Raw genomic sequence first — 20973 nt, 5'->3', positions numbered from 1 at the left:
TTTTTTGATAAAAATACACAAAAACCCCGAATCATGGGGCTTTTTTTAAGTGTCCATGATTCGGGGTACAGTTCATTCAAATCTTGAGGGTCTTTCTTGTTTCATTTTATTGCTGTCCATACCCTTCAAACTTCTTCGCCAAATTCTCCATCTCATCTTCTGGCAATAACTTAGGCTCTCCGACGCTTTTCGTTTGATAATAAATTTGCGCACAAAACTCAATTTCTTCTGCAACGGTAAATGCCATTTTTATATGATTTGCACCCGCAATTAAACCGTGATTCGCAAGTAAAACAGCACGGCGATCAATCATCCCTTCGAAAGCCGCCTCTGCTAATTGCTTCGTACCAAATGTTTCATACGGTGCACAACGAACATTAGGGCCTGCGAAAGCAATTAAATACGATACTGCGGGCAGTTCCCATCCTAATGATGCAATCGTCTTCGCATAAGGAGAATGTGTATGCACAAGCGCATTTATATCTTCACGCTTTCTATAATAAATAAGGTGCATATCGAGTTCGCTCGATGGTTTTCTCTCTCCCTCTACTACATCGCCATCTAAGTTTAATATAACTACATCTTCAGGCTTCGTTTCATAATAATCTAAACCACTTGGGCTAATGGCAACAAGACCTTGCTCGCGATTGAAAATACTAATATTACCGCCTGTCCCCTTTGTTAAACCGCTAGAAATCATTTTCTTTCCATACGCTACAATTTCTTCTCTCTCTTTTTGTAATAACATATACATCCCCCTCAGTATGAAGCTTATGATGACTGACTTTTTAACTCTATCTACTTATTGAAATAGCTTTTTTAAGTTCTCCGTAAACGGTGCTTTTACAATCCCTTTTTCCGTAATAATCGCTGTTACATTTTCATATGGCGTGACATCAAATGCTGGATTATATACTTTACTTTCTTTCGGAGCAGAATATTGCCCGAAGCGATTGATCACTTCAGAAGCATCTCTTTCCACTGGATTGGTATTAATTGCTCTTCCATCATCTTCTCCCCTTACTTCGCGTAGTGCATTGACTGTTCTTTTAACGTTTCTACAAAGCTTGTACCTGTTTTATATTGATTCGCTCGTAAAATAAATTTCTTTGCAACTTGAAGACAAATACGTTCCGCTCTAGCACGTGCTTCCTCATTCTCAATACAAGTAATGTCTTTTACTTTCGCTAGCCCAACAATACGACGAATTAACTCAAGACCCGTCACCGCAGCTGTATCCTCTAATACAGATTGTAAATAGATTTCGTTAAAGCATTCTTCCTTCGCCATAATCTCTGGCACATGAATATCCCAAGCGTCTAAAAACTTCTTCTTAAATAAATCAATTACCTCTACCATTGTCGATTGTAACCAATCCATCACCTATTTCTTTACACTTTAGCCCCTTTGCATGTTCAAACTTACATAATTTCTCTTTCACATATACAATCACATCGCTAGCTTCCATTAAAAAATACTTCGTGAACTTAGACATGGTTTCCCCTCCACACTAATTGTAAGCGTTTTCTAAAAGCTATAAAAAATAATAGGATTAAATCTTTCATCCTATAATATATGTTCTTCTTTTTGAAATGTATATCTAGGTTTTATTATATCTTGTTAATATCTTGAGTCAATGTTTCTATATCATTGCAATATACTTCCTAATTATATATTTGAGAGGACAAAAATTGTTCAAAAAGATTCTAGTTCATTTTATTTTATTTATCACACAATTCTTTGTAAAATAGAAATACGCAGTTCCTTTTCAAAAAGACAACTTCTAAGAAATATTTCCTTCCTAAGAATTTATACTTACATCATATCTCTAACATACACACTACTCTTTCAAGCACTCATTGAAAATTTATAAACTTAAAATTACCTTTCCATTCCCTGTTATCCTTAATTGAGAATAAATATTAATTAAATTGATATAAAGTTCGTTTATTCGCTTGACAAAATAACCACTTCTATATGATAATTAATATCGAATTAGAATTATTATAGTTAATTAAAAAATATATTTTATGAGCACACTATTTTTTGATGCTCAAAACCAACATTTAGGAGGAATTTTAATATGTTATTAATCGGCACAGAAGTAAAACCGTTTAAAGCTAATGCTTACCATAATGGAGAATTTATCCAAGTTACTGACGAAAGTTTAAAAGGAAAATGGAGTGTAGTTTGTTTCTACCCAGCTGACTTCACATTCGTTTGCCCAACTGAACTTGAAGACTTACAAAACCAATATGCAACTCTTAAAGAGTTAGGCGTTGAAGTATACTCTGTATCTACAGACACTCACTTCACTCACAAAGCATGGCATGATAGCTCAGAAACTATCGGTAAAATCGAGTACATCATGATTGGTGACCCAACTCGCACAATCACTACAAACTTCAACGTTTTAATGGAAGAAGAAGGTCTTGCTGCTCGTGGTACATTCATCATCGATCCAGACGGCGTTATCCAATCTATGGAAATCAATGCTGACGGTATCGGCCGTGACGCAAGCATTCTTGTTAACAAAATTAAAGCAGCTCAATACGTACGTAACAACCCAGGTGAAGTTTGCCCAGCTAAATGGCAAGAGGGTTCTGCAACACTTAAACCAAGCCTTGACCTTGTAGGCAAAATCTAAGGAGTTCGATCAAAATGATACTAGATGCAGATATAAAAACACAACTATCCCAATATCTTCAATTAATGGAGAACGATATTTTACTTAAAGTAAGCGCAGGAGACGATGACGTATCTAAAGATATGTTAGCTCTAGTAGACGAATTAGCTACTATGTCATCTAAGATTACAGTAGAAAAAGTTGAATTAGAGAGAACACCAAGCTTTAGCGTAAACCGCCCTGGTGAAGACACTGGTGTCGTATTCGCTGGTATTCCATTAGGACACGAATTTACTTCATTAGTGTTAGCTTTACTACAAGTAAGTGGACGCGCTCCAAAAGTTGAACAAAAATTAATCGATCAAATTAAAAACATTCAAGGCGAATATCATTTTGAATCTTATATCAGCCTAAGTTGTCATAACTGTCCTGATGTTGTACAAGCTCTTAACGTAATGAGCGTTCTTAACTCTGGTATTACACATACTATGATTGATGGCGCTGCATTCAAAGAGGAAGTAGAAAGTAAAGACATCATGGCAGTGCCAACAGTTTTCCTAAACGGCGAATCTTTCGGAAGCGGTCGTATGACACTTGAAGAAATTTTAGCTAAAATGGGTAACGGTCCAGATGCATCAGAGCTTTCTGATAAAGATCCATACGATGTTCTTGTTGTTGGTGGCGGCCCTGCTGGTGCAAGTGCAGCAATTTATGCAGCACGTAAAGGAATCCGCACTGGTATCGTTGCTGAACGCTTCGGTGGTCAAGTAATGGATACTATGGGTATTGAGAACTTCATCAGCGTAAAACGCACTGAAGGTCCTAAGCTAGTAGCAAGTCTTGAAGAGCACGTTAAAGAATACGACATCGATGTAATGAATCTACAACGTGCGAAACGTTTAGAGAAAAAAGACCTTATTGAAGTGGAGCTTGAAAACGGCGCTATTCTGAAAAGTAAGAGCGTAATCGTTTCAACAGGTGCTCGCTGGCGTAATGTTGGCGTACCAGGTGAAGCTGAGTTCAAAAATAAAGGTGTAGCATACTGCCCACACTGTGACGGTCCATTATTCACTGGAAAAGACGTAGCAGTTATCGGCGGAGGTAACTCTGGTATTGAAGCAGCTATCGACTTAGCAGGTATTGTTAAGCACGTAACTGTTCTTGAATTCATGCCAGAATTAAAAGCTGATGCTGTATTACAAGAACGTCTTAACAGCTTACCAAACGTAACTGTTCTGAAAAACGTTCAAACGAAAGAAATTACTGGTACTGATAAAGTAAACGGTATTTCTTACATTGATCGTGAAACTGAAGAAGTTCATCATATTGAATTACAAGGTGTATTCGTACAAATCGGTCTTGTTCCAAACACAGACTGGTTAGGCGAAACAGTTGAACGCGTTCGCGGTGAAATCGTAACAGACAAGCACGGTGCTACAAACGTACCAGGAGTGTTTGCTGCAGGTGACTGTACAAATAATCCGTACAAACAAATCATCATCTCTATGGGTTCAGGTGCAAACGCAGCTTTAGGTGCATTTGATTACTTAATCCGTAACTAATATAGACGTGAGTAAAAGACGCATTACCAATTAGGTAATGCGTCTTTTTTATTACAATGTATCTACGTAGTCGTCAAAATCCTTCCAACATAGTATTGTATACGGCGACCCTATATCCAATACTACTTTTACATCCTCTGCCACTACTTTGATTCTTTTTAATGTGCTGTCTCTTTTTCCGGCCGGATAAATAGCAATTTTTACAACTTCCTGTTTTCCACCCTCATAAATCTTTATTTTCAATTCTAATTGGTCTATTTCTTCTTTTGAAGGAACCTCTTTTCCTTCCCAATCACACATTTCGAACAGAGGATATCGATCTCCATGCCATTCCTCAACAATCTCAATGACTTTAAGGATAATATAATTCCCCGATACTAATTCATAACTAACAGCATCACCTGCTTTTAAAGAAGTATTAGCTATAAATCTCTTCGGTACTTTTTTCGCTTCTGGCTGCGGAGAATTTAACTGTTCTCTTAATTTATTTAAAACTACTTCACGTTTCTTCTGTAATTTAGGTTCTTCTTCCCAGCGAGCTAAATCTGTACCACTCTCTATTATTTGCAATGCCTCCTGCTTAACATTCTCTTGAAGTCTCCCTAACCTCCATTGTATGGAAGCAAATACTAACCAAAAGGCAATAGTTTCTTCATCATCTAATTCATTCTTGTACTCCTCAATTACAATCCTACTTGCTTCCTCATTTGAATATTCATTTGCTAACAAATCCTTATATAGTAACTTAATATCTTCAGCAATATCGTCTGATAATATTGCTACTCCCCAAGCACCCATACATTAACACTCCAATCTATACACTAAAAACCTCTCATTCCCATTCTTCTCATAAGCCCCAGGCAATCTTACTTCCCTCTTCAGCTCAAACGCAGTCTGATTTTCTAAGAAGAAAATATAGTCCTCAGAAGGATAATATAAAATAATATCCACTTCTCTCCCCGTTTCTTCTACAGAAAGTAAAATGTTATTTACTACGTTCATAAATACTTGTACAGAAAATGGGTTGAAGAAATAAAATCGGTTATCACGTGGATCAATCTCATATTCCTGCGCTAAACAGCATTCAAATCCAATTTTATCTTTACTGTTTCTTACCTTGCGTGCATAACGATCAAGATTATCCAACGCTTCTTTATAAAACTCTTCATTCATTTCAATTCCAATCGCTGAAGCACCGCACTTATGGTGCATATAAAAGTTCAATCGTCCTTTTCCACATCCAAAGTCTACAATCTGGTCGCTACTTCTTATTTCATATTGATTCAATAACTCATCTAATCCGCTATACGGCGTCGGTTCATAACGATGATAATGCATAGACTTGTTAAATCCTTTTTGCTCACCGACTGTTTTTATATTTAAAACTGCATCATAATATTGTTCGTTCATTCAACTTCTCCTATTAAGAAATGGTACTTATTATTATACACCATGTACTGGATGCTCATTTTTCATCGAATTAATAGGTACGTGAAATTATATCGACGATTTTTTCAATATATCGACGTTTCGACAAAGGATATCGACTTAACGACAAGTTCCTACAAAAAACAGGAGCTCCCTAGCCCCTGTCTTCTAACACTTTCAATACAGTTTGTTTTAATATTTCTACCCCATCCATAATACAACTATGATCGAACTTCATATACGGATGGTGTAATCCAGGTTGTAGGTCTGCTCCTAATCCAAGCATGACAGCTTTTAAATGTGGTTTCTTCACTGTGTAGTAATGGAAATCATCGCTTCCTGTCGTATAAAGTGGCCCCGTACATTTATCTTCCCCATACACTTCAAGAATACCTTTACGCATAAATCGCTCAGCTTCTTCTGAAACTTCAGCTCCTGGCGCGAGATCAATCCACTCATATGAAGTTTTCGATCCCATCGATGCAGCTGCTTCTATGACATGCTCTATTTTTTTCTTCAATTCTTCTAATAATGTATTACTCTCCGCTCTGACATCTAAGCTAAAATGCCCGTTACCCGGAATAATATTTAAATTATCACCACCAGCTTGGCACCTCGTCATCTTTACTGAATAGGAACTTTGCGGTGGTAGCCATATGTTTTTCAAACCGATATTAATCATGGAAATAACATCAATTGCATTTATCCCTTGATGTGGGCGTGCTCCATGTGCATCTTCTCCGTGAATCGTACCCTCTAAAAATCCTGCTGCTCCGTGACGAATTGATGGGGCAGCCTGTTTCAAAGATAGTTCTTCAATCGGGCGCAAATGAACACCGAATAGGAAATCCGCATCATCCACAGCACCTTTCTCTACCATTTTTAAAGCGCCATTCCCTTTCTCTTCTGCTGGCTGAAAAATAAATCTAACTGTACCACTTTTCCATCTCATATTCTTTAATTGTAAAATAAGTCCCATTACAATCGTCATATGAGCATCGTGACCACACGAATGATTCGCTTTAAATTCTCCATTCACTTCTTGCCAAAGTGCATCCATATCAGCGCGAATTGCAATAACAGGATTTCCGCTTCCAATTTCAGCAATCACGCCTGGGCAATCATCAAATATTTTATATGAAATTCCTTCTTCTTTTAAAAAGTTAGTAATATACGCTGTCGTTTCATACTCTTTCCAACTCACTTCAGGGTTTTCATGTAAATGCTGAAAAATTTCAGTTAAACGCTCTTGTAGTTCTAATGTTTTCAAAGCTACATTCTCCTTCCCAAATTCCAAAACCATTTAGGTTAATTATACTTATGAAAAACAGATGTTTTTATGAACATATTGAATTTTAAGAAAAAAGTCAATTTTTTATTTTTAAACACTAAAAAGGCTTACTCTACATCTATATTACAAACTAAACAAACAACTAGAATATTACTTATTTTCTGTCTTTTATATTGACGCTTACATATATTTTTAGTTATCATAACCTAATAAACGTCTATTTTACGACAATTCTAAAAATACAAACAAACATACATAACAAGGAGGACCTTTATGAAAAAAGAAATACCTTTTGGTGTAGCCATGATCCCTATTATCATTACAGTTGCAGTTATGATGGTTACAATTGTTGTATTAAAACAAAGCCCTCACGTCCCACTTATTATCGGTACAACCGTTGCTTCCATCGTCGCTTGGCGTTACGGTTACAAATGGAACGACATTGAAGAAGCAATGTATAAAGGAATTCGCCTCGCATTACCCGCTATCGTTATCATTATCCTAGTAGGTTTAACGATCGGTGCTTGGATTGGTGGTGGAATCGTCGCAACAATGATTTATTACGGTTTAAATCTATTAACTCCATCACTATTTTTAGTTTCAATTACAATTATTTGTTCTATTGTTGCATTAGCTATCGGTAGCTCTTGGTCTACAATGGGAACAATTGGTGTTGCAGGAATGGGCATTGGCCTTAGTATGGGAATCCCAGCTCCAATGGTTGCCGGTGCTATCATTTCCGGTTCTTATTTCGGCGATAAAATGTCACCGCTTTCAGACACAACAAACTTAGCCGCAGGATTAACAAATACAGATTTATTCACACATATTCGTCATATGTTATTTACTACAATTCCAGGTTTAATTATTACTCTTATCGTTTATGCGTTCTTAGGAAGAAGCTTCGGCGCTAACAATATTGATGCAAAAAGTATCGAGCAAACGTTACAAGTATTGCAGCAAAACTTTGTTATCTCGCCTTTCCTACTAATCATACCTGTAGTCGTTATGGTGTTAGTTGCTAAAAAAGTTCCTGCTATACCAGCTATTCTCGTAGGTATTATTTTAGGATTTTTATCACAAGTCTTTATTCAAGGTGGTTCTGTCTCATCAGCTGTTGCTGCACTCCAAAGTGGATTTGTCATAGACACTGGCAACAAGCTAGTAGACGAGCTATTTAATCGTGGTGGTTTAAGCTCTATGATGAATACCGTCTCTATGACCATTGTCGCTATGACTTTCGGAGGAGTATTAGAACATACAGGTATTCTTCGCTCCATTGTAAATCAAATTTTAAAATTAGCGACATCAGCAAAAGGACTTATCGCTTCAACTATCGCATCTTGCTTTGCAACAAACCTTACTTGCTCTGAACAATATATCTCGATTGTTGTTCCTTCAAGAATGTACGCGAATGCATACACAGAAAAAGGACTACATTCTAAAAATTTATCCAGAGCATTAGAAGATGGCGGAACATTAACTTCTGTTTTTGTACCTTGGAATACATGCGGTGTATTTATACTCGCAACACTCGGCGTAGGTGCTTTCGAATATGCTCCTTATGCTATATTGAATTTCATCGTACCTATTATCTCGATTATTTACGGTATAACTGGTCTCACAATTACGAAACTATCTGACATTGAAAAAGTGGAACTACTAAAAAAACAAAAAGCTCAATTAGAAGCTTAAAGATAACGGTAAATTCAGTTCGTATATTGCGCGAGGACGCCCTTGTTGATAAGGCATTTCCTCGCCGCAAATATGAACATACCCATAATCAACTAGTTTCTTTAATAACCTTTCAGTTGATCGTCGAGTCACTTGTAAGTATTCAGAAAGATCTGCTGCTGTAAACTTCAATGACGGATGTGATTGACTAAATTGAATAATCTTTGATAAATTTGCTGGGCTAAGTTTCGTTTCCTTCGCTATTTTCATTAGTTCCGGGTTGTCGTTCTTCAAACTTTGTACTCTCTGTTCTTTCGGGAACGGACCAAATAGTTCTTTATCACTTGTTAGTATATAAAAACAGTGGTCTATTGGATTATTCTTCGCGAAACCTTGGGCGATTTTAGCATTTTGCTCCGCTTCTTTCACAGTTTTTCCGTAACCAAATCCAATAGCTATCGTTCCTTCTATACTCGCAAATAAATTATTTATCATATTTGTTTTTATAATGGATTCAATATCACCACGAGTTGTATACAAAATGAACGTCATTTCATCAATTGTTTTAAATGAACCACGTAGTTCTTTTGAAATGACATTTAATTGCTCAAGCAAAACATCTCGTAATTCTAAAGAAGAAATAATACAAGCACCAACAGTAGCTGAATGGCTTCTTGCTAACTCAGCTTTTATTTTCGCATTTTTTAACCCATGTATAATAGATTGCTTCGGATCTATCATACGTTCTGAAGGAATACCTATTTTTTGAAGTTCATCATAGACAGCATGAATACTAGTTAAAGCTAAATGAGCTTCTCCAGATTGATATTTAGCTACATGAAAATCAATAACTCTATTTATTTCATCTTTACTCCACAGCATATTTTCATAATCAAACACTTGTGGACTTTCTTTTATACCGATATCCTCGAACACATTTACAATAAATGAGCGGTCTACTAAATCAATTGAGATTTGATGTGGTTGAATACCTTGGTGATACATGACAGAAAGAATGGAAGATGCGATGGTTGTCTCGTCTTGCTGTAAGTACGTACTCGGAATTCGTAATTGTTCTCTTATTTCTTTTGCCATATAATAAGGTAAAGCACCTGAGAAAAAGATGAAATCACAAGGCTTTAAACGCTTTAATAGTTCAGAAGATTCTGCCGGATGAAGGTAAATATATGGATCAATTTCTATTTCTTCTATTTTATGAGCAATAGGTAAAAGTGTCTCCATAAACTCTTTTGAACCGACAACTGCAATTTTTATCATCATTTCTCTAACTCCTTATCATTAATTAACGACTATTTAACGTCAACTATATCAAATGTACAAAACCATTGTAAACAGGAAGGGGTCTCTACCTAATGAAAATTACAGCTATTCATCTTTATGCAATTCGTTTACCGCTTCGCGATCCGTTTGTTATTAGTTATGGTTCTTATTCTGATATGCCTTCTATTATCGTCAAAATGGAAACAGATGAGGGCATTATCGGGTACGGTGAAGGCGTCGCTGATGATCACGTTACAGGCGAATCATGGGAAAGTACTTTTCATACTTTAAAGCATACACTAGCTCCTGCCCTTATCGGCCAAAATCCAATGAATATCGAAAAAATACACGATATGATGGACAATACAATTTACGGTGTTCCAACAGCGAAAGCCGCAATTGATATTGCTTGCTTTGATATAATGGGTAAAAAATTAAATCAGCCTGTATATCAACTAATTGGTGGGCGCTACCATGATGAGTTCCCTGTTACTCACGTTTTAAGCATCGCAGACCCAGAAGAAATGGCCGAAGAAGCTGCCTCTATGATTCAGAAAGGTTACCAATCTTTCAAAATGAAAGTCGGTACAAATGTAAAAGAAGATGTAAAAAGAATTGAAGCGGTACGTGCACGTGTAGGAAATGATATTGCGATTCGCGTTGATGTAAACCAAGGGTGGAAAAATAGCGCCAACACATTAACAGCACTTCGTTCATTAGGTCATGTAAACATCGACTGGATTGAACAGCCTGTTGTCGCAGACGATATTGACGCAATGGCTCATATTCGTTCGAAAACAGACCTTCCGCTTATGATTGATGAAGGATTAAAGAGCTCTCGTGAAATGCGCCAAATTATTAAATTAGACGCTGCTGATAAAGTAAACATAAAACTAATGAAATGCGGCGGCATATATCCCGCTGTAAAACTCGCTCATCAAGCTGAAATGGCAGGCATTGAATGCCAAGTTGGATCTATGGTCGAATCATCCGTTGCCTCTTCCGCAGGATTCCATGTCGCTTTCTCGAAAAAAATCATTACGAGCGTCGAGCTAACAGGTCCATTAAAGTTCACGAAAGACATCGGAAACTTACATTACGACGTACCATTTATTCGCTTAAACGAAAAGCCAGGACTCGGCATTGAAATAAATGAGGATATCCTGCAAGAACTTACCGTCTTTCAAGACGTTGTACGCTAAAGGAGGACTAACGCATGACAGTTCTATACGAAGGCAGATTAAAACAAAATAATGAGCGATTTCACGTTACATTACTCACACTAGAGAACATCGAACAAATCTTATCACTACAAAACGTTGTAGTTGAGACGCTTGAGGATAAAAGTCGCTTACAACCACTATCGTTAGAAGAATTTCAATACATTCTAGAAGGAAATGGCATGATGATCGGTGCTTTTATCAAAAACGAACTCATCGCATTTCGCGCCCTACTCGTCCCTCCTATGGACGATGAACATTTAGGACTTGATATCGGCTTACCAGAAAGTGAACTACACCGCGTCATCTATCAAGAAATCTCAAACGTTCATCCGAACTGCCGCGGAAATGGGATGCAAAAAATATTAGCGACAGTCATCATGGACGAATTACAAAAAGAAAACGGCAAATATGATTATGTGTGCTGCACTGTTGCACCTTTTAACATTCCAAGTTTAAAAGATAAGTTCTCACAAGGGATGGAGATTGCTGCATTGAAGGAGAAGTATGGTGGTAGTATGCGGTATGTTTTTGTGAAGGAATTGCGCGGAGTTAAAAAACAAGATTGGACGGATATTAAGATCGTTCCGATGAGTGATGCTGGTGGACAGCAGGCGTTGCTTTCGGAGGGTTATCGTGGGTATGAGATGGAGAAGGTGGATAGAGATTTTATTGTGAAGTTTGGACGATAATTGCTACGCCAGAAAAAAAAGGAGATGTCTGCTGTGACATCTCCTTTTGCTTTCTCTTCATTGAACATATCGATTGCAACTTCAAATATATCAGCGATTTTTAAAATATATCGGCGCAACTCCAAATATATCAGCGATTTCCAAAATATATCGGCGCAACTCCAAATATATCAGCGATTTTTGAAATATATCGACTTACCGACAAATATTGACAATAATCGCAACCTATACAAAGCGTAACATTAAACCGTCATCTTCCAACTAGATAACGCTAACCAGTTCTCCATTTCCTTATAATCAGGCATGATCTTCCCGACAAGACGCCAAAAAGAGCGATCATGATTTAAATGAACCATATGACACATTTCATGAACAACTACATAATCAATTACTCGCTGTGGTGCCATCGCTAGCTTCCAATTGAAGGTTAGTTGTAAATTCGAATCACAAGTACCCCACGTGCGACTACTATCTGTAATACGAATAGAACGTGGTTTTGTTTTAAAGTTACTTTGATGCGCTTTAATACTCTTCTCTACTAATGACTTACACTGCTTATAGTAAAAGCGTTTTAAAGCTTGCTGTATTTTCTCATCTTTAAGATCTTTCACATAAATATGTAGCTTATCTCCTTCAAACACTGCATTGTCTTGCGTAATATTTGCATCTTGAGAAATTTGTATCGGATACATACTTCCTAAATACAAAAAGCCTTCTCCTTGATCGTAATCCTTTTCCTGTGGTCCACGCGCTCGCTCCTCCATTTCCTTACAGGTTGTCTGAATCCAATCCCACTTCTCCTCTAGCAACTGGACTAAATATTCAACAGGTGTCCCTTTCGGAGCTTGTACTTCTACATTTCCGTAAGAATCTACAAAAAGACGCACTGATTTTTTCTTCTTATAAGTTATATGAAAATTAATTGTCTCACCTAAATAAGTATGTACCATTTCATCACCTAACGTATTATTTTACATATAAAAAGAGTAGGATACGAACATCCTACTCTACCTATTATACCATTTGCTGCTTTGACGAACTCATTATCCTCTATACTTTACAGCTAATCCTTTAATGAAATTCCTTGCGTATCTATCGCCGCACTCTTTGTAATTTTTATGGCCTTTTTTTCTTAATAGAGCGCCTAGTTCTCCCTTAGTCACCGTAACGCCTACGCTATCTAATATATCAAGTACATCCTCACTCGTTAAAGATAGTGCTATTTTCATTTTCTTTAGAAGAAGGTTATTCGCACTCTCTTTGCTTTGTACAGGTGCCGGTTGCCCTGGTTTCGGATCTTGCTTACCTCGTTTTAAAGTAATAAATCCATTTAAAAATGCCTCTAACATCATCATATCGCATGTTTTTACGTACTCATCTTCTTCCACATCAGGGTTTTCAGGTTCGTGCTGAGGCGCTCTCTTTATTTTTGTAAGCATATCAACTACGTCTTCTTTCGTTACTTCCATTCCGCCAAGTTTAAAAATTTCTACCATATCTATATCTTTTATATCTAAAGCATATCTTACTCTTTTTAATATATCGTTATTGCTCATTGCCATTGGGTTTCCTCCTGAAATGTTGATTATAGTAATGCTTTTAGCATGTGTAAATGAATGTCGTCAAATTACTACTTTAACACTTTAGGGGAAGGTTTTGTAGTCTTAGGTGGATTAATGCTTGTGGAGATGATTTTAAAACAGCAACATATGCTTTTAGGCACTTTAAATTATCTATTTAAAACCAATTGGATTATAATGATACTAGAGTTCATATAGGAGGGAATCAATAATGAATTATCTAATTGGTTATAAAGATGCTGAACGAAATTTCGGACATGAGGACCCGATGCTAACAGAATATACATATGGAGAGTCAGGGGCTAATACCGACAAACTCCAAAAAGTACAAAAGGGAGATTTTCTATTCTTTCATAAAACAATACATAACAAGCGCTATATAACCGCATATTATCTGGTCGAAGAAGTCGTGATTGTAAAAGATATCAAACAGAATCGTTTAATCATGAATAAATATGATAATCCCCACCTAAAGAAAGAGATACAACAACTAACACCAAGCGAATGTATTGCGTTTGGAAATCCTATTCAATCTAAAGTCCTTCAAGTTCCTTTGGAAATTACCCCTGAATTATTGAGTAAATTATCCAGACCTGCAAACCTTAATCCTAATCAATCTTTATTAAGTGCAATTTCTTCTGCTCTTCGTACTTGGAAAGAATTGAATCCATCTGATATCAATTTATTGTTAGATTTAATTGAGCAAAATGAGTCCAAGGGTAGACTTACTAATAGAGTTTTAACCGCTGAAGAAGTATTTCAAATTTTAGAAAGAGATATCGAGAAATTCATCATTTCTAACCCTTCAATACTTGATGTAAACTATAAAATTGAAAAATCACAACATATCTTCTCAGATGAATCACGTTTAGATTTGTTATTAAGAGATACTACTAATAACGAATTTATTGTAGTAGAAATTAAGAAAGGACCTATTGATAGAAACGCTTTAAATCAAATTAAACATTATATTAAACTATGTAAAAAAGAATTAAAATTAAATACTGTAAAAGGTATTTTAGTTGGTAGTGGGATAGCACCTTCCTTTGAGGATGATATTAATAAAGCAAAAAGGGATGGAATAACCGTGCGAAATTATGGTTGGGGCTTTACTATTAATTAACACACTTAAAAATGGACAAATCTAATATAGGTTTGTCCATTTTTTTATACTACTCAAATATAAATATTTGTGATACAGTTCAACAAAACTAATCTAAATAAGATTAGTTTTTATTATTTAAATAATTAAATTTAACAAAAAAGGTAGTGCCTTCGGATCCTGTTTGAATTTCTATTTTTGCATTATGACGGGCAGCAATGGCATAACATACGCCTAATCCCAATCCAGTTCCATTATCTTTGGTTGTGTAAAATGGAGTCCCCAGTTTCTCTAATACTTCAGGCCTGATACCATTCCCTTCATCCCGCACTGCAAGCACCACACATTTTTGCCCTTCCTTATAGGTGCTAATGGTTAGAGTTTTCCCTGTACTCATCGCTTCTAAGCCATTACGGTATAGGTTCATTAATAATTGCCTTATCTCATTACGATTTAAGAGTAATTCTGGAACGTCATTTGTATCGACTTGAATATATTTATTTTGATTATGCGTATCAATCTTTATTAAAGGAATAATATCACGGATAATTGAGTTTAAATCTAACATCTGCAAATCTGATTTCTTTGTATTACCGATTGAGAGAAATTCAGTAATAATAGAATTGGCACGATCAAGTTCTTCAACCATTAAATTAAAGTAGTTATTATGTTTCTCATAGTTGTTCTCTTCTTTTAATAACTGCAAAAATCCTCGTACTGTTGTCATTGGATTTCTAATCTCGTGGCTAATACCTGCTGCCATTTGCCCTATTAACTCTATGTTGGATAACCTTTTCAATTCCTGCTCATATTGCTTTTTTTCCGTTATATTTTTACAAATACAACAAATGCCATCATCATACGGATATGCAATAACTTCATACCAATATTCTTCAGAGGTAGAAAGAAATTCGAAATGAACTGTATTTCGCTCTGACATTACACGATGAAGCTCCTTATATATAACTGTATCGATGCTACTTGGGAAGACCTCCCATATATTCTTACCTAATACATCTTTTGCTGTTTTTCTTTGCGGGAAATGTTGATGCTTATTTACGTACGTAAATTCCCATTTATTATTCAAAGTCAAGAATCCATCCGTAATACTTTCAATCACACTTGTAACTTTTTCATTAGCAACAGCTAGTTCTCTCGTTCTTTCTTCCACCATACTTTCAAGTTGATCCATATATAACAAGTTTGAAAACGTAGGAGCTGTAGCATCAACGATAGATTTTGCCAGTTGAATTCGGGAAGCATCGTAATTATGAGCTTTTGCCCCTTTACCAACGACGATTACCCCTAATACTTCTCCCATCGAAACTAATGGCAGCATCAGTAGGCCCTTACTATCTATATTTTTTGTTTGAATAACCTTTCGAAGCTTGGCTTCATAGGTTTTCTCCGTCCAGTCAGTTTCTGCCCAATCACAGTCCGCGCTTAATTTCGTTGTTTTAATCGTTGTTTTATCTAGCCGGTCTAAAAGGTGGGCAGCCATGTTTTTACTCTCTAAAATCTGTCCTAAGTAAAAAAAACATTTATCAAAAATCTCCTGTACCGAGGAACACACTGATAAATCACGGGTAACATTTAGTAACAGCTGCTTCTCGGCAATAAGATTTTCTTTTTGGGTTAAATTTTTTGCGTTTTGAATGGCGACCGCCGCCATATTTACATAAGCTTCAACACTTTGAATTTCTGAATCTGTTAAGTTCATTGGAACTCCATAATCAAATAAAAAAACAAGACCAAATAACTCTTGCCCAAATGAGATAGGCAGAGCTAATAAAGATTTAATTTTGAACGCATCGACTGGTCTCGGATCCGGTCGATGATCCTTTGAGGTATCAGGAATATAGATCGTTTTTTTAGTTTCAATAACTTCTTTTGCCAGTAAGTCTATTTCAGGATCAATTACCTGCGTATCGAGCGTTACGCCATTTATGGTCTCTGGTTTTCCCGCAAACCCTCTAAATGTTCCATCTTCTTCAGGTAAATAAATTCCAACAGCGTCACACCTAACAATCTCCTCTGATATCGCCATTGTTACACGCTGCAATACTTCACGTAGTTCTAATTTTGTATTTATTATTTTTGTTATATTTGCGAGCCTAGAATATCTCGTCTGATCACTTAACATTTACATAGCCTCCAATTATAGGCGTAATAAAGTGAAACTTTATTTAATAAGTGGGGGTTTGGTTCATCCCCCACTTATTATTAGTTGAACCAATCAGGCTTTTATGGGCAGTCCGCCCCCCACCTAACTTCTTTGCTTCCGCTGAATTTTGAGGTGGGGGTCTTACTGCTCGTTAATGCGGGATAAAATTGCTACACTCCATCCCTTCTAACTTTCAAAAGTTACACAGTTTCACTCCCCTGTGTCTCACTAACACTCGCCTCAAACTGATTAAGCAATGTACGCACTTCATCCGTCGACTTCGTACTCATCAACTGATTTCTCAATTCAGCAGCTCCAGGGAAGCCTTTTACATAAATTTTGAAGAAGCGATGTAGTCCTGTGATAGAGCGTGGTAATACTTCTGCATATTGATCTTGAAGATCGAGCTGTAGTCTTAAAAGATCTAGATGTTCTTTACTACTATGCTCTCTTGGTTCTTTTTCAAAGGCAAATGGATTTTTAAAGATGCCTCGTCCAATCATAACACCATCAATACCGTATTTTTCAGCAAGTTCCAGCCCAGTTTTACGGTCAGGAATGTCTCCGTTTATCGTTAGGAGCGTATTTGGTGCAATACGATCACGTAATTTTTTAATCTCCGGAATTAGCTCCCAGTGTGCATCTACTTGGCTCATCTCTTCTCTTGTACGTAAGTGAATAGAAAGGTTTGCAATATCTTGTTTGAAAATATGCGTTAACCAATCTTCCCACTCACTTAACTCTTTAAAGCCAAGTCTTGTTTTTACGCTGACAGGTAGTCCGCCTGCTTTTGCAGCTTGAATAAGTTCTGCCGCAACGTCTGGACGTAGAATAAGGCCACTACCTTTCCCTCTTGATGCTACGTTCGGTACAGGGCAGCCCATATTAATATCAATGCCTTTAAATCCTAACTCTGCCATACCAATACTCATTTGACGGAAATATTCAGGATTATCTCCCCAAATATGTGCCACCATTGGCTGTTCATCTTCTGTAAAAATTAAACGACCACGTACGCTTTTCATACCTTCTGGATGACAATAGCTATCTGAGTTTGTGAACTCTGTGAAGAATACATCTGGACGACCAGCTTCACTTACTACGTGACGGAAAACAACGTCTGTCACATCTTCCATTGGTGCAAGTACGAAAAATGGTCGTGGTAAATTACGCCAAAAATTATCTATCATTTCAAATTCAAATCCTCTCACTATGAATACAATTTCAAACTCTCAATAAACCAAAAAGCAGATGGTATAGATTTTCCTATATCAACTGCTTTCCTATTATACCAACTTCAGCCAAGCTACACACTCCACATGAGTCGTATGCGGGAACATATCAACAGGTTGTACTTCCTGCGTCTTATATCCACCTTCTTCTAGTACTTTTAAGTCACGTGCTAATGTTGCTGGGTTACATGATACGTATACGACGCGTTTTGGTTTCATGTCGATGATTGTGTTAAGTAGTGCCTCATCACAACCTTTACGCGGTGGATCTACGACCATTGTGTCAGCGATTACGCCTTCTTTATACCATTTTGGAATAACTACTTCTGCTTCTCCTACACCAAATTCAGCGTTTGTCATGTTGTTTAGTGCTGCGTTACGCTTTGCGTCTTCGATCGCTTCTGGGACAATTTCAACGCCGTACACTTTTTTCGCTTTTTGTGCTAGGAATAAGGAGATTGATCCAATTCCACAATAGGCATCAATTACTGTTTCATTGCCATCTAATTTTGCGTATTCTAACGTTTTATCGTATAACACTTTTGTTTGTTCTGGGTTTACTTGGTAGAATGAACGTGCTGAAATCGCAAATTTAATATCGCCGATAAAGTCATAAATATATTCTGATCCGTACAGTACTGTCGTTTTGTCTCCGAAGATTACATTTGTACGTTTCGGGTTTACGTTTTGAACAATTGATTTTACTTCTGGGAATTTCGTAGCAATTTCTTCAATGATTGCTTTTTTGTTTGGCAGTTCTGCTGTACGAGTAATGAAGACAAGCATAATCTCCCCTGTTACTTGTCCGTAACGAGCCATTACGTGACGAAGCGTTCCTTTGTTACGCTCTTCGTTGTACGCCGAAATACCGTGTTTTTCACAAATACGTTTTACTTCTTGAATCAATGTATCGTTTTCTTCTGCTTGAATTAAACATGATTCCATATTAATAATGTCATGCGTTCCTTGACGATAGAAACCAGCTACAAGTCCGCCTTCACGTTCTCCAATTGGCACTTGTGCTTTATTACGGTATACCCACGGATTCTTCATGCCGAGTACAGGGTGAACAGGAACATCGCTTAGTCCTCCGATGCGCTGCATAACGTCGCGTACTTGTTTTTCTTTCGCTTGTAATTGTCCTTCATATGTTAAATGCTGAAGCTGACAACCGCCGCACTGATTGTACACTGGGCATTCGGCATCTTTACGATATGGGCTCTCTGTATGAAGCTTCATTAAACGACCGAATGCGAAGTTTTTCTTCACTTTAATAATTTTAATTTGCGCTTCTTCACCTGGTAATCCGTTCTTAACGAAAATAGGATAGCCTTTTACTTTCGCAACACCGGCACCATCATGTGTTAAATCTTCAAATACTACATCTATAAACTCGTTTTTTTCAACTGGTGGCGTCATTTTTGTACTCATTTTCCGACCTCTCTTTTTCATAACACTGCGTTACATTTTATCATACTTATATGGTCTATTTCTATTGGAAGAAAAAAAGCTATTGACGATAGTTCTCTGTTAATGTTACGCTACTACTAATTTAATACGGACGATGTTACCTCATATATACTCGATAATATGGATCGAGAGTTTCTACCCGGCAACCTTAAATTGCTGGACTATGGGGAAAACTAATGAATATTAGCCTATGTGCAAAAAAGGACTCATATTGATTAGCTTTCTCTCATAGATGAAAGTGAATCCATATGGGTCTTTTTTTATTTCCATTTTTCTAAAAGGTCAGACATCTTACGTATGACATAAAACCTCTTTGTTTTATTTTTAGTAATACAACGAGCGTTTTATGTACAAACTTTATACGAACTTCTGAAAGGGGTAACTACATGCAATATGTAATGAGCATTATCGGTATTCTTGTCGTTTTAGGTTTATGTTTTGCTTTGTCAAACAACAAAAGTAAAATCAACTTCCGTGCAATTGCTATTATGATTGGTTTTCAAATTTTAATCGGTTGGTTTATGTTTGGCACAAAGATTGGTCAACAAATCATTATTTTCATTGGTAAAGTTTTCAACAAACTAATTAAACTTGGTACGACAGGTGTTGATTTTCTCTTTAATGGAATTCAAAGAGACTTTGTCTTTTTCTTAAACGTACTATTAATTATCGTATTCTTCTCAGCACTACTTTCTATCTTTAGTTATTTAGGTGTTTTACCATTCATCGTTCGTGTTGTCGGCGGTGCGATTTCAAAAATTACTGGTTTACCACGCGTTGAATCGTTCCATGCGGTAAACTCTGTATTCTTCGGTTCAAGTGAAGCGTTAATCGTTATTAAAAATGATTTACAACATTTCAATAAAAACCGTATGTTTATCATTTGTTGTTCTGCAATGAGCTCAGTTTCTGCTTCTGTTACAGCATCATACGTAATGATGTTAGATGCAAAATACGTACTAGCAGCTCTTCCGCTAAACTTATTCTCAAGCTTAATCGTTTGTTCGTTATTAACACCAGTTGATACGAAAAAAGAAGACGAAGTGATTCAAAAATTTGATAGAACGCTATTCGGAGACAGCTTTATCGGTGCGATGATTAACGGCGCGCTTGATGGTTTAAAAGTAGCTGGTATCGTTGCAGCATTAATGATCGCCTTCATCGGTGTGATGGAAGTTGTAAACTACGTAATTAGTGCAGCTTCAGGGGCAATGGGACATGCTGTTACGTTACAACAAATCTTCGGTTACGTACTTGCTCCATTCGCATTCTTAATGGGGATTCCAGCTCAAGATATTATCCCAGCTGGCGGAATTATGGGTACGAAGATTGTATTAAACGAGTTTGTAGCAATCCTTGATTTAAAAGGTGTTGCAGCAACATTATCTCCACGTACAGTTGGAATCGTTACAGTATTCTTAATTAGCTTCGCAAGTATTAGCCAAATTGGCGCGATCGTTGGTACAATTCGTGCTCTTTCTGAGAAACAAGGAAGCGTCGTATCGAAATTTGGTTGGAAAATGCTATTTGCATCAACACTTGCTTCTATTTTATCTGCGACAATCGCTGGATTGTTTATTTAATAAAAAATCACCTTACTCGTTGAAGTAAGGTGTTTTTTTTATCTATTGTTACTTTTCTCATTCCATAC

18 protein-coding genes, 2 pseudogenes and 1 riboswitch are annotated in these 20973 nt (G+C 36.7%); of the genes and pseudogenes, 7 read left to right on the top strand and 13 right to left on the bottom strand.

What is annotated here, in order from left to right:
- Window positions 1-106 precede the first annotated feature (106 nt).
- From PDK19_RS23445 to PDK19_RS23430, 4 genes and pseudogenes are all read right to left on the bottom strand, one after another.
- A complete protein-coding gene (locus PDK19_RS23445) occupies window positions 107-748 on the bottom strand; it encodes an L-fuculose-phosphate aldolase (RefSeq protein WP_000926546.1) in 642 nt (213 codons plus the stop codon).
- Window positions 749-802: 54 nt separating this feature from the next.
- Window positions 803-979 (bottom strand): annotated as a pseudogene (locus PDK19_RS23440) (S-methyl-5-thioribose-1-phosphate isomerase); the annotation flags it as partial.
- A gap of 41 nt (window positions 980-1020) precedes the next feature.
- Window positions 1021-1380, bottom strand: a pseudogene (locus PDK19_RS23435) (5-methylthioribose kinase); the annotation flags it as partial.
- Window positions 1343-1495, bottom strand: a complete 153-nt coding sequence (locus PDK19_RS23430; RefSeq protein WP_014893354.1) for a 5-methylthioribose kinase — start codon at window positions 1493-1495, stop codon at window positions 1343-1345. The pseudogene PDK19_RS23435 and the gene PDK19_RS23430, both read right to left, overlap by 38 nt.
- Window positions 1496-2083: 588 nt before the next feature.
- On the opposite strand from PDK19_RS23430, the gene ahpC reads away from it, so the two are divergent.
- Window positions 2084-2647, top strand: a complete 564-nt coding sequence (ahpC, locus tag PDK19_RS23425; protein ID WP_000924422.1) for an alkyl hydroperoxide reductase subunit C — start codon at window positions 2084-2086, stop codon at window positions 2645-2647.
- A gap of 14 nt (window positions 2648-2661) precedes the next feature.
- On the top strand, window positions 2662-4188 hold the full coding sequence (gene ahpF, locus PDK19_RS23420) for an alkyl hydroperoxide reductase subunit F (RefSeq protein ID WP_000599490.1): 1527 nt from the start codon (window positions 2662-2664) through the stop codon (window positions 4186-4188).
- A 51-nt stretch (window positions 4189-4239) separates the two neighbouring features.
- Here the strand turns inward: ahpF and PDK19_RS23415 are convergent, their stop codons facing one another.
- The 3 genes from PDK19_RS23415 to PDK19_RS23405 all read right to left on the bottom strand — a co-directional run bounded on the left by PDK19_RS23415 (window position 4240) and on the right by PDK19_RS23405 (window position 6886).
- Window positions 4240-4986 carry a hypothetical protein gene (locus PDK19_RS23415; protein WP_014893355.1) on the bottom strand — a complete coding sequence of 249 codons (747 nt, stop codon included), beginning with the start codon at window positions 4984-4986 and terminating at the stop codon, window positions 4240-4242.
- Between the two features lie 3 nt (window positions 4987-4989).
- On the bottom strand, window positions 4990-5598 hold the full coding sequence (locus tag PDK19_RS23410) for an SAM-dependent methyltransferase (protein ID WP_001005655.1): 609 nt from the start codon (window positions 5596-5598) through the stop codon (window positions 4990-4992).
- A 172-nt stretch (window positions 5599-5770) separates the two neighbouring features.
- Window positions 5771-6886, bottom strand: coding sequence for a M20 peptidase aminoacylase family protein (locus tag PDK19_RS23405; protein ID WP_000853528.1), 1116 nt, complete (start codon window positions 6884-6886; stop codon window positions 5771-5773).
- Between the two features lie 294 nt (window positions 6887-7180).
- On the opposite strand from PDK19_RS23405, the gene nhaC reads away from it, so the two are divergent.
- A complete protein-coding gene (gene nhaC / locus PDK19_RS23400) occupies window positions 7181-8602 on the top strand; it encodes a Na+/H+ antiporter NhaC (protein ID WP_000711546.1) in 1422 nt (473 codons plus the stop codon).
- On the opposite strand, the gene PDK19_RS23395 is transcribed toward nhaC, so the two are convergent.
- On the bottom strand, window positions 8591-9862 hold the full coding sequence (locus PDK19_RS23395) for a hypothetical protein (protein WP_014893356.1): 1272 nt from the start codon (window positions 9860-9862) through the stop codon (window positions 8591-8593). The genes nhaC and PDK19_RS23395 overlap by 12 nt on opposite strands.
- 92 nt (window positions 9863-9954) lie before the next feature.
- Here PDK19_RS23395 and PDK19_RS23390 point away from each other — a divergent pair, with 92 nt between their 5' ends.
- Complete coding sequence (locus PDK19_RS23390) at window positions 9955-11064, top strand: mandelate racemase/muconate lactonizing enzyme family protein (RefSeq protein WP_049112344.1); 1110 nt, start codon at window positions 9955-9957, stop codon at window positions 11062-11064.
- Window positions 11065-11078: 14 nt separating this feature from the next.
- Window positions 11079-11774 carry a GNAT family N-acetyltransferase gene (locus tag PDK19_RS23385; RefSeq protein WP_270708130.1) on the top strand — a complete coding sequence of 232 codons (696 nt, stop codon included), beginning with the start codon at window positions 11079-11081 and terminating at the stop codon, window positions 11772-11774.
- 242 nt (window positions 11775-12016) lie between these two features.
- Here the strand turns inward: PDK19_RS23385 and PDK19_RS23380 are convergent, their stop codons facing one another.
- Window positions 12017-12724 (bottom strand): M48 family metallopeptidase, encoded by a 708-nt coding sequence (locus PDK19_RS23380; protein ID WP_000233752.1) that lies wholly within the window; start codon window positions 12722-12724, stop codon window positions 12017-12019.
- Between the two features lie 93 nt (window positions 12725-12817).
- Window positions 12818-13336 carry a DUF1456 family protein gene (locus PDK19_RS23375; RefSeq protein ID WP_001251709.1) on the bottom strand — a complete coding sequence of 173 codons (519 nt, stop codon included), beginning with the start codon at window positions 13334-13336 and terminating at the stop codon, window positions 12818-12820.
- A 229-nt stretch (window positions 13337-13565) separates the two neighbouring features.
- Here PDK19_RS23375 and PDK19_RS23370 point away from each other — a divergent pair, with 229 nt between their 5' ends.
- Window positions 13566-14477: an endonuclease NucS domain-containing protein gene (locus tag PDK19_RS23370; RefSeq protein WP_001108406.1), complete on the top strand. Its 912-nt coding sequence runs from the start codon at window positions 13566-13568 to the stop codon at window positions 14475-14477.
- A 103-nt stretch (window positions 14478-14580) separates the two neighbouring features.
- Here PDK19_RS23370 and PDK19_RS23365 read toward each other — a convergent pair whose 3' ends face one another.
- The 3 genes from PDK19_RS23365 to rlmD form a co-directional block, all read right to left on the bottom strand.
- Window positions 14581-16599, bottom strand: coding sequence for a GAF domain-containing sensor histidine kinase (locus tag PDK19_RS23365; protein WP_000947569.1), 2019 nt, complete (start codon window positions 16597-16599; stop codon window positions 14581-14583).
- A 221-nt stretch (window positions 16600-16820) separates the two neighbouring features.
- On the bottom strand, window positions 16821-17810 hold the full coding sequence (locus PDK19_RS23360; RefSeq protein ID WP_000566719.1) for a tRNA dihydrouridine synthase: 990 nt from the start codon (window positions 17808-17810) through the stop codon (window positions 16821-16823).
- 96 nt (window positions 17811-17906) lie between these two features.
- The gene (rlmD, locus tag PDK19_RS23355) at window positions 17907-19283 is read right to left on the bottom strand and encodes a 23S rRNA (uracil(1939)-C(5))-methyltransferase RlmD (protein WP_000105046.1); all 1377 of its coding nucleotides are present in this window, start codon (window positions 19281-19283) and stop codon (window positions 17907-17909) included.
- A gap of 121 nt (window positions 19284-19404) precedes the next feature.
- A riboswitch (purine riboswitch) is annotated at window positions 19405-19506 on the top strand.
- Between the two features lie 202 nt (window positions 19507-19708).
- Here rlmD and PDK19_RS23350 point away from each other — a divergent pair.
- A complete protein-coding gene (locus tag PDK19_RS23350; protein WP_001200497.1) occupies window positions 19709-20905 on the top strand; it encodes a NupC/NupG family nucleoside CNT transporter in 1197 nt (398 codons plus the stop codon).
- The last annotated feature ends 68 nt before the right edge of the window (window positions 20906-20973 follow it).

Source organism: Bacillus cereus group sp. BcHK124 (assembly GCF_027712065.1).
Taxonomy (GTDB): domain Bacteria; phylum Bacillota; class Bacilli; order Bacillales; family Bacillaceae_G; genus Bacillus_A; species Bacillus_A pacificus.
This window is presented reverse-complemented; position numbering and strand designations above follow the sequence as displayed.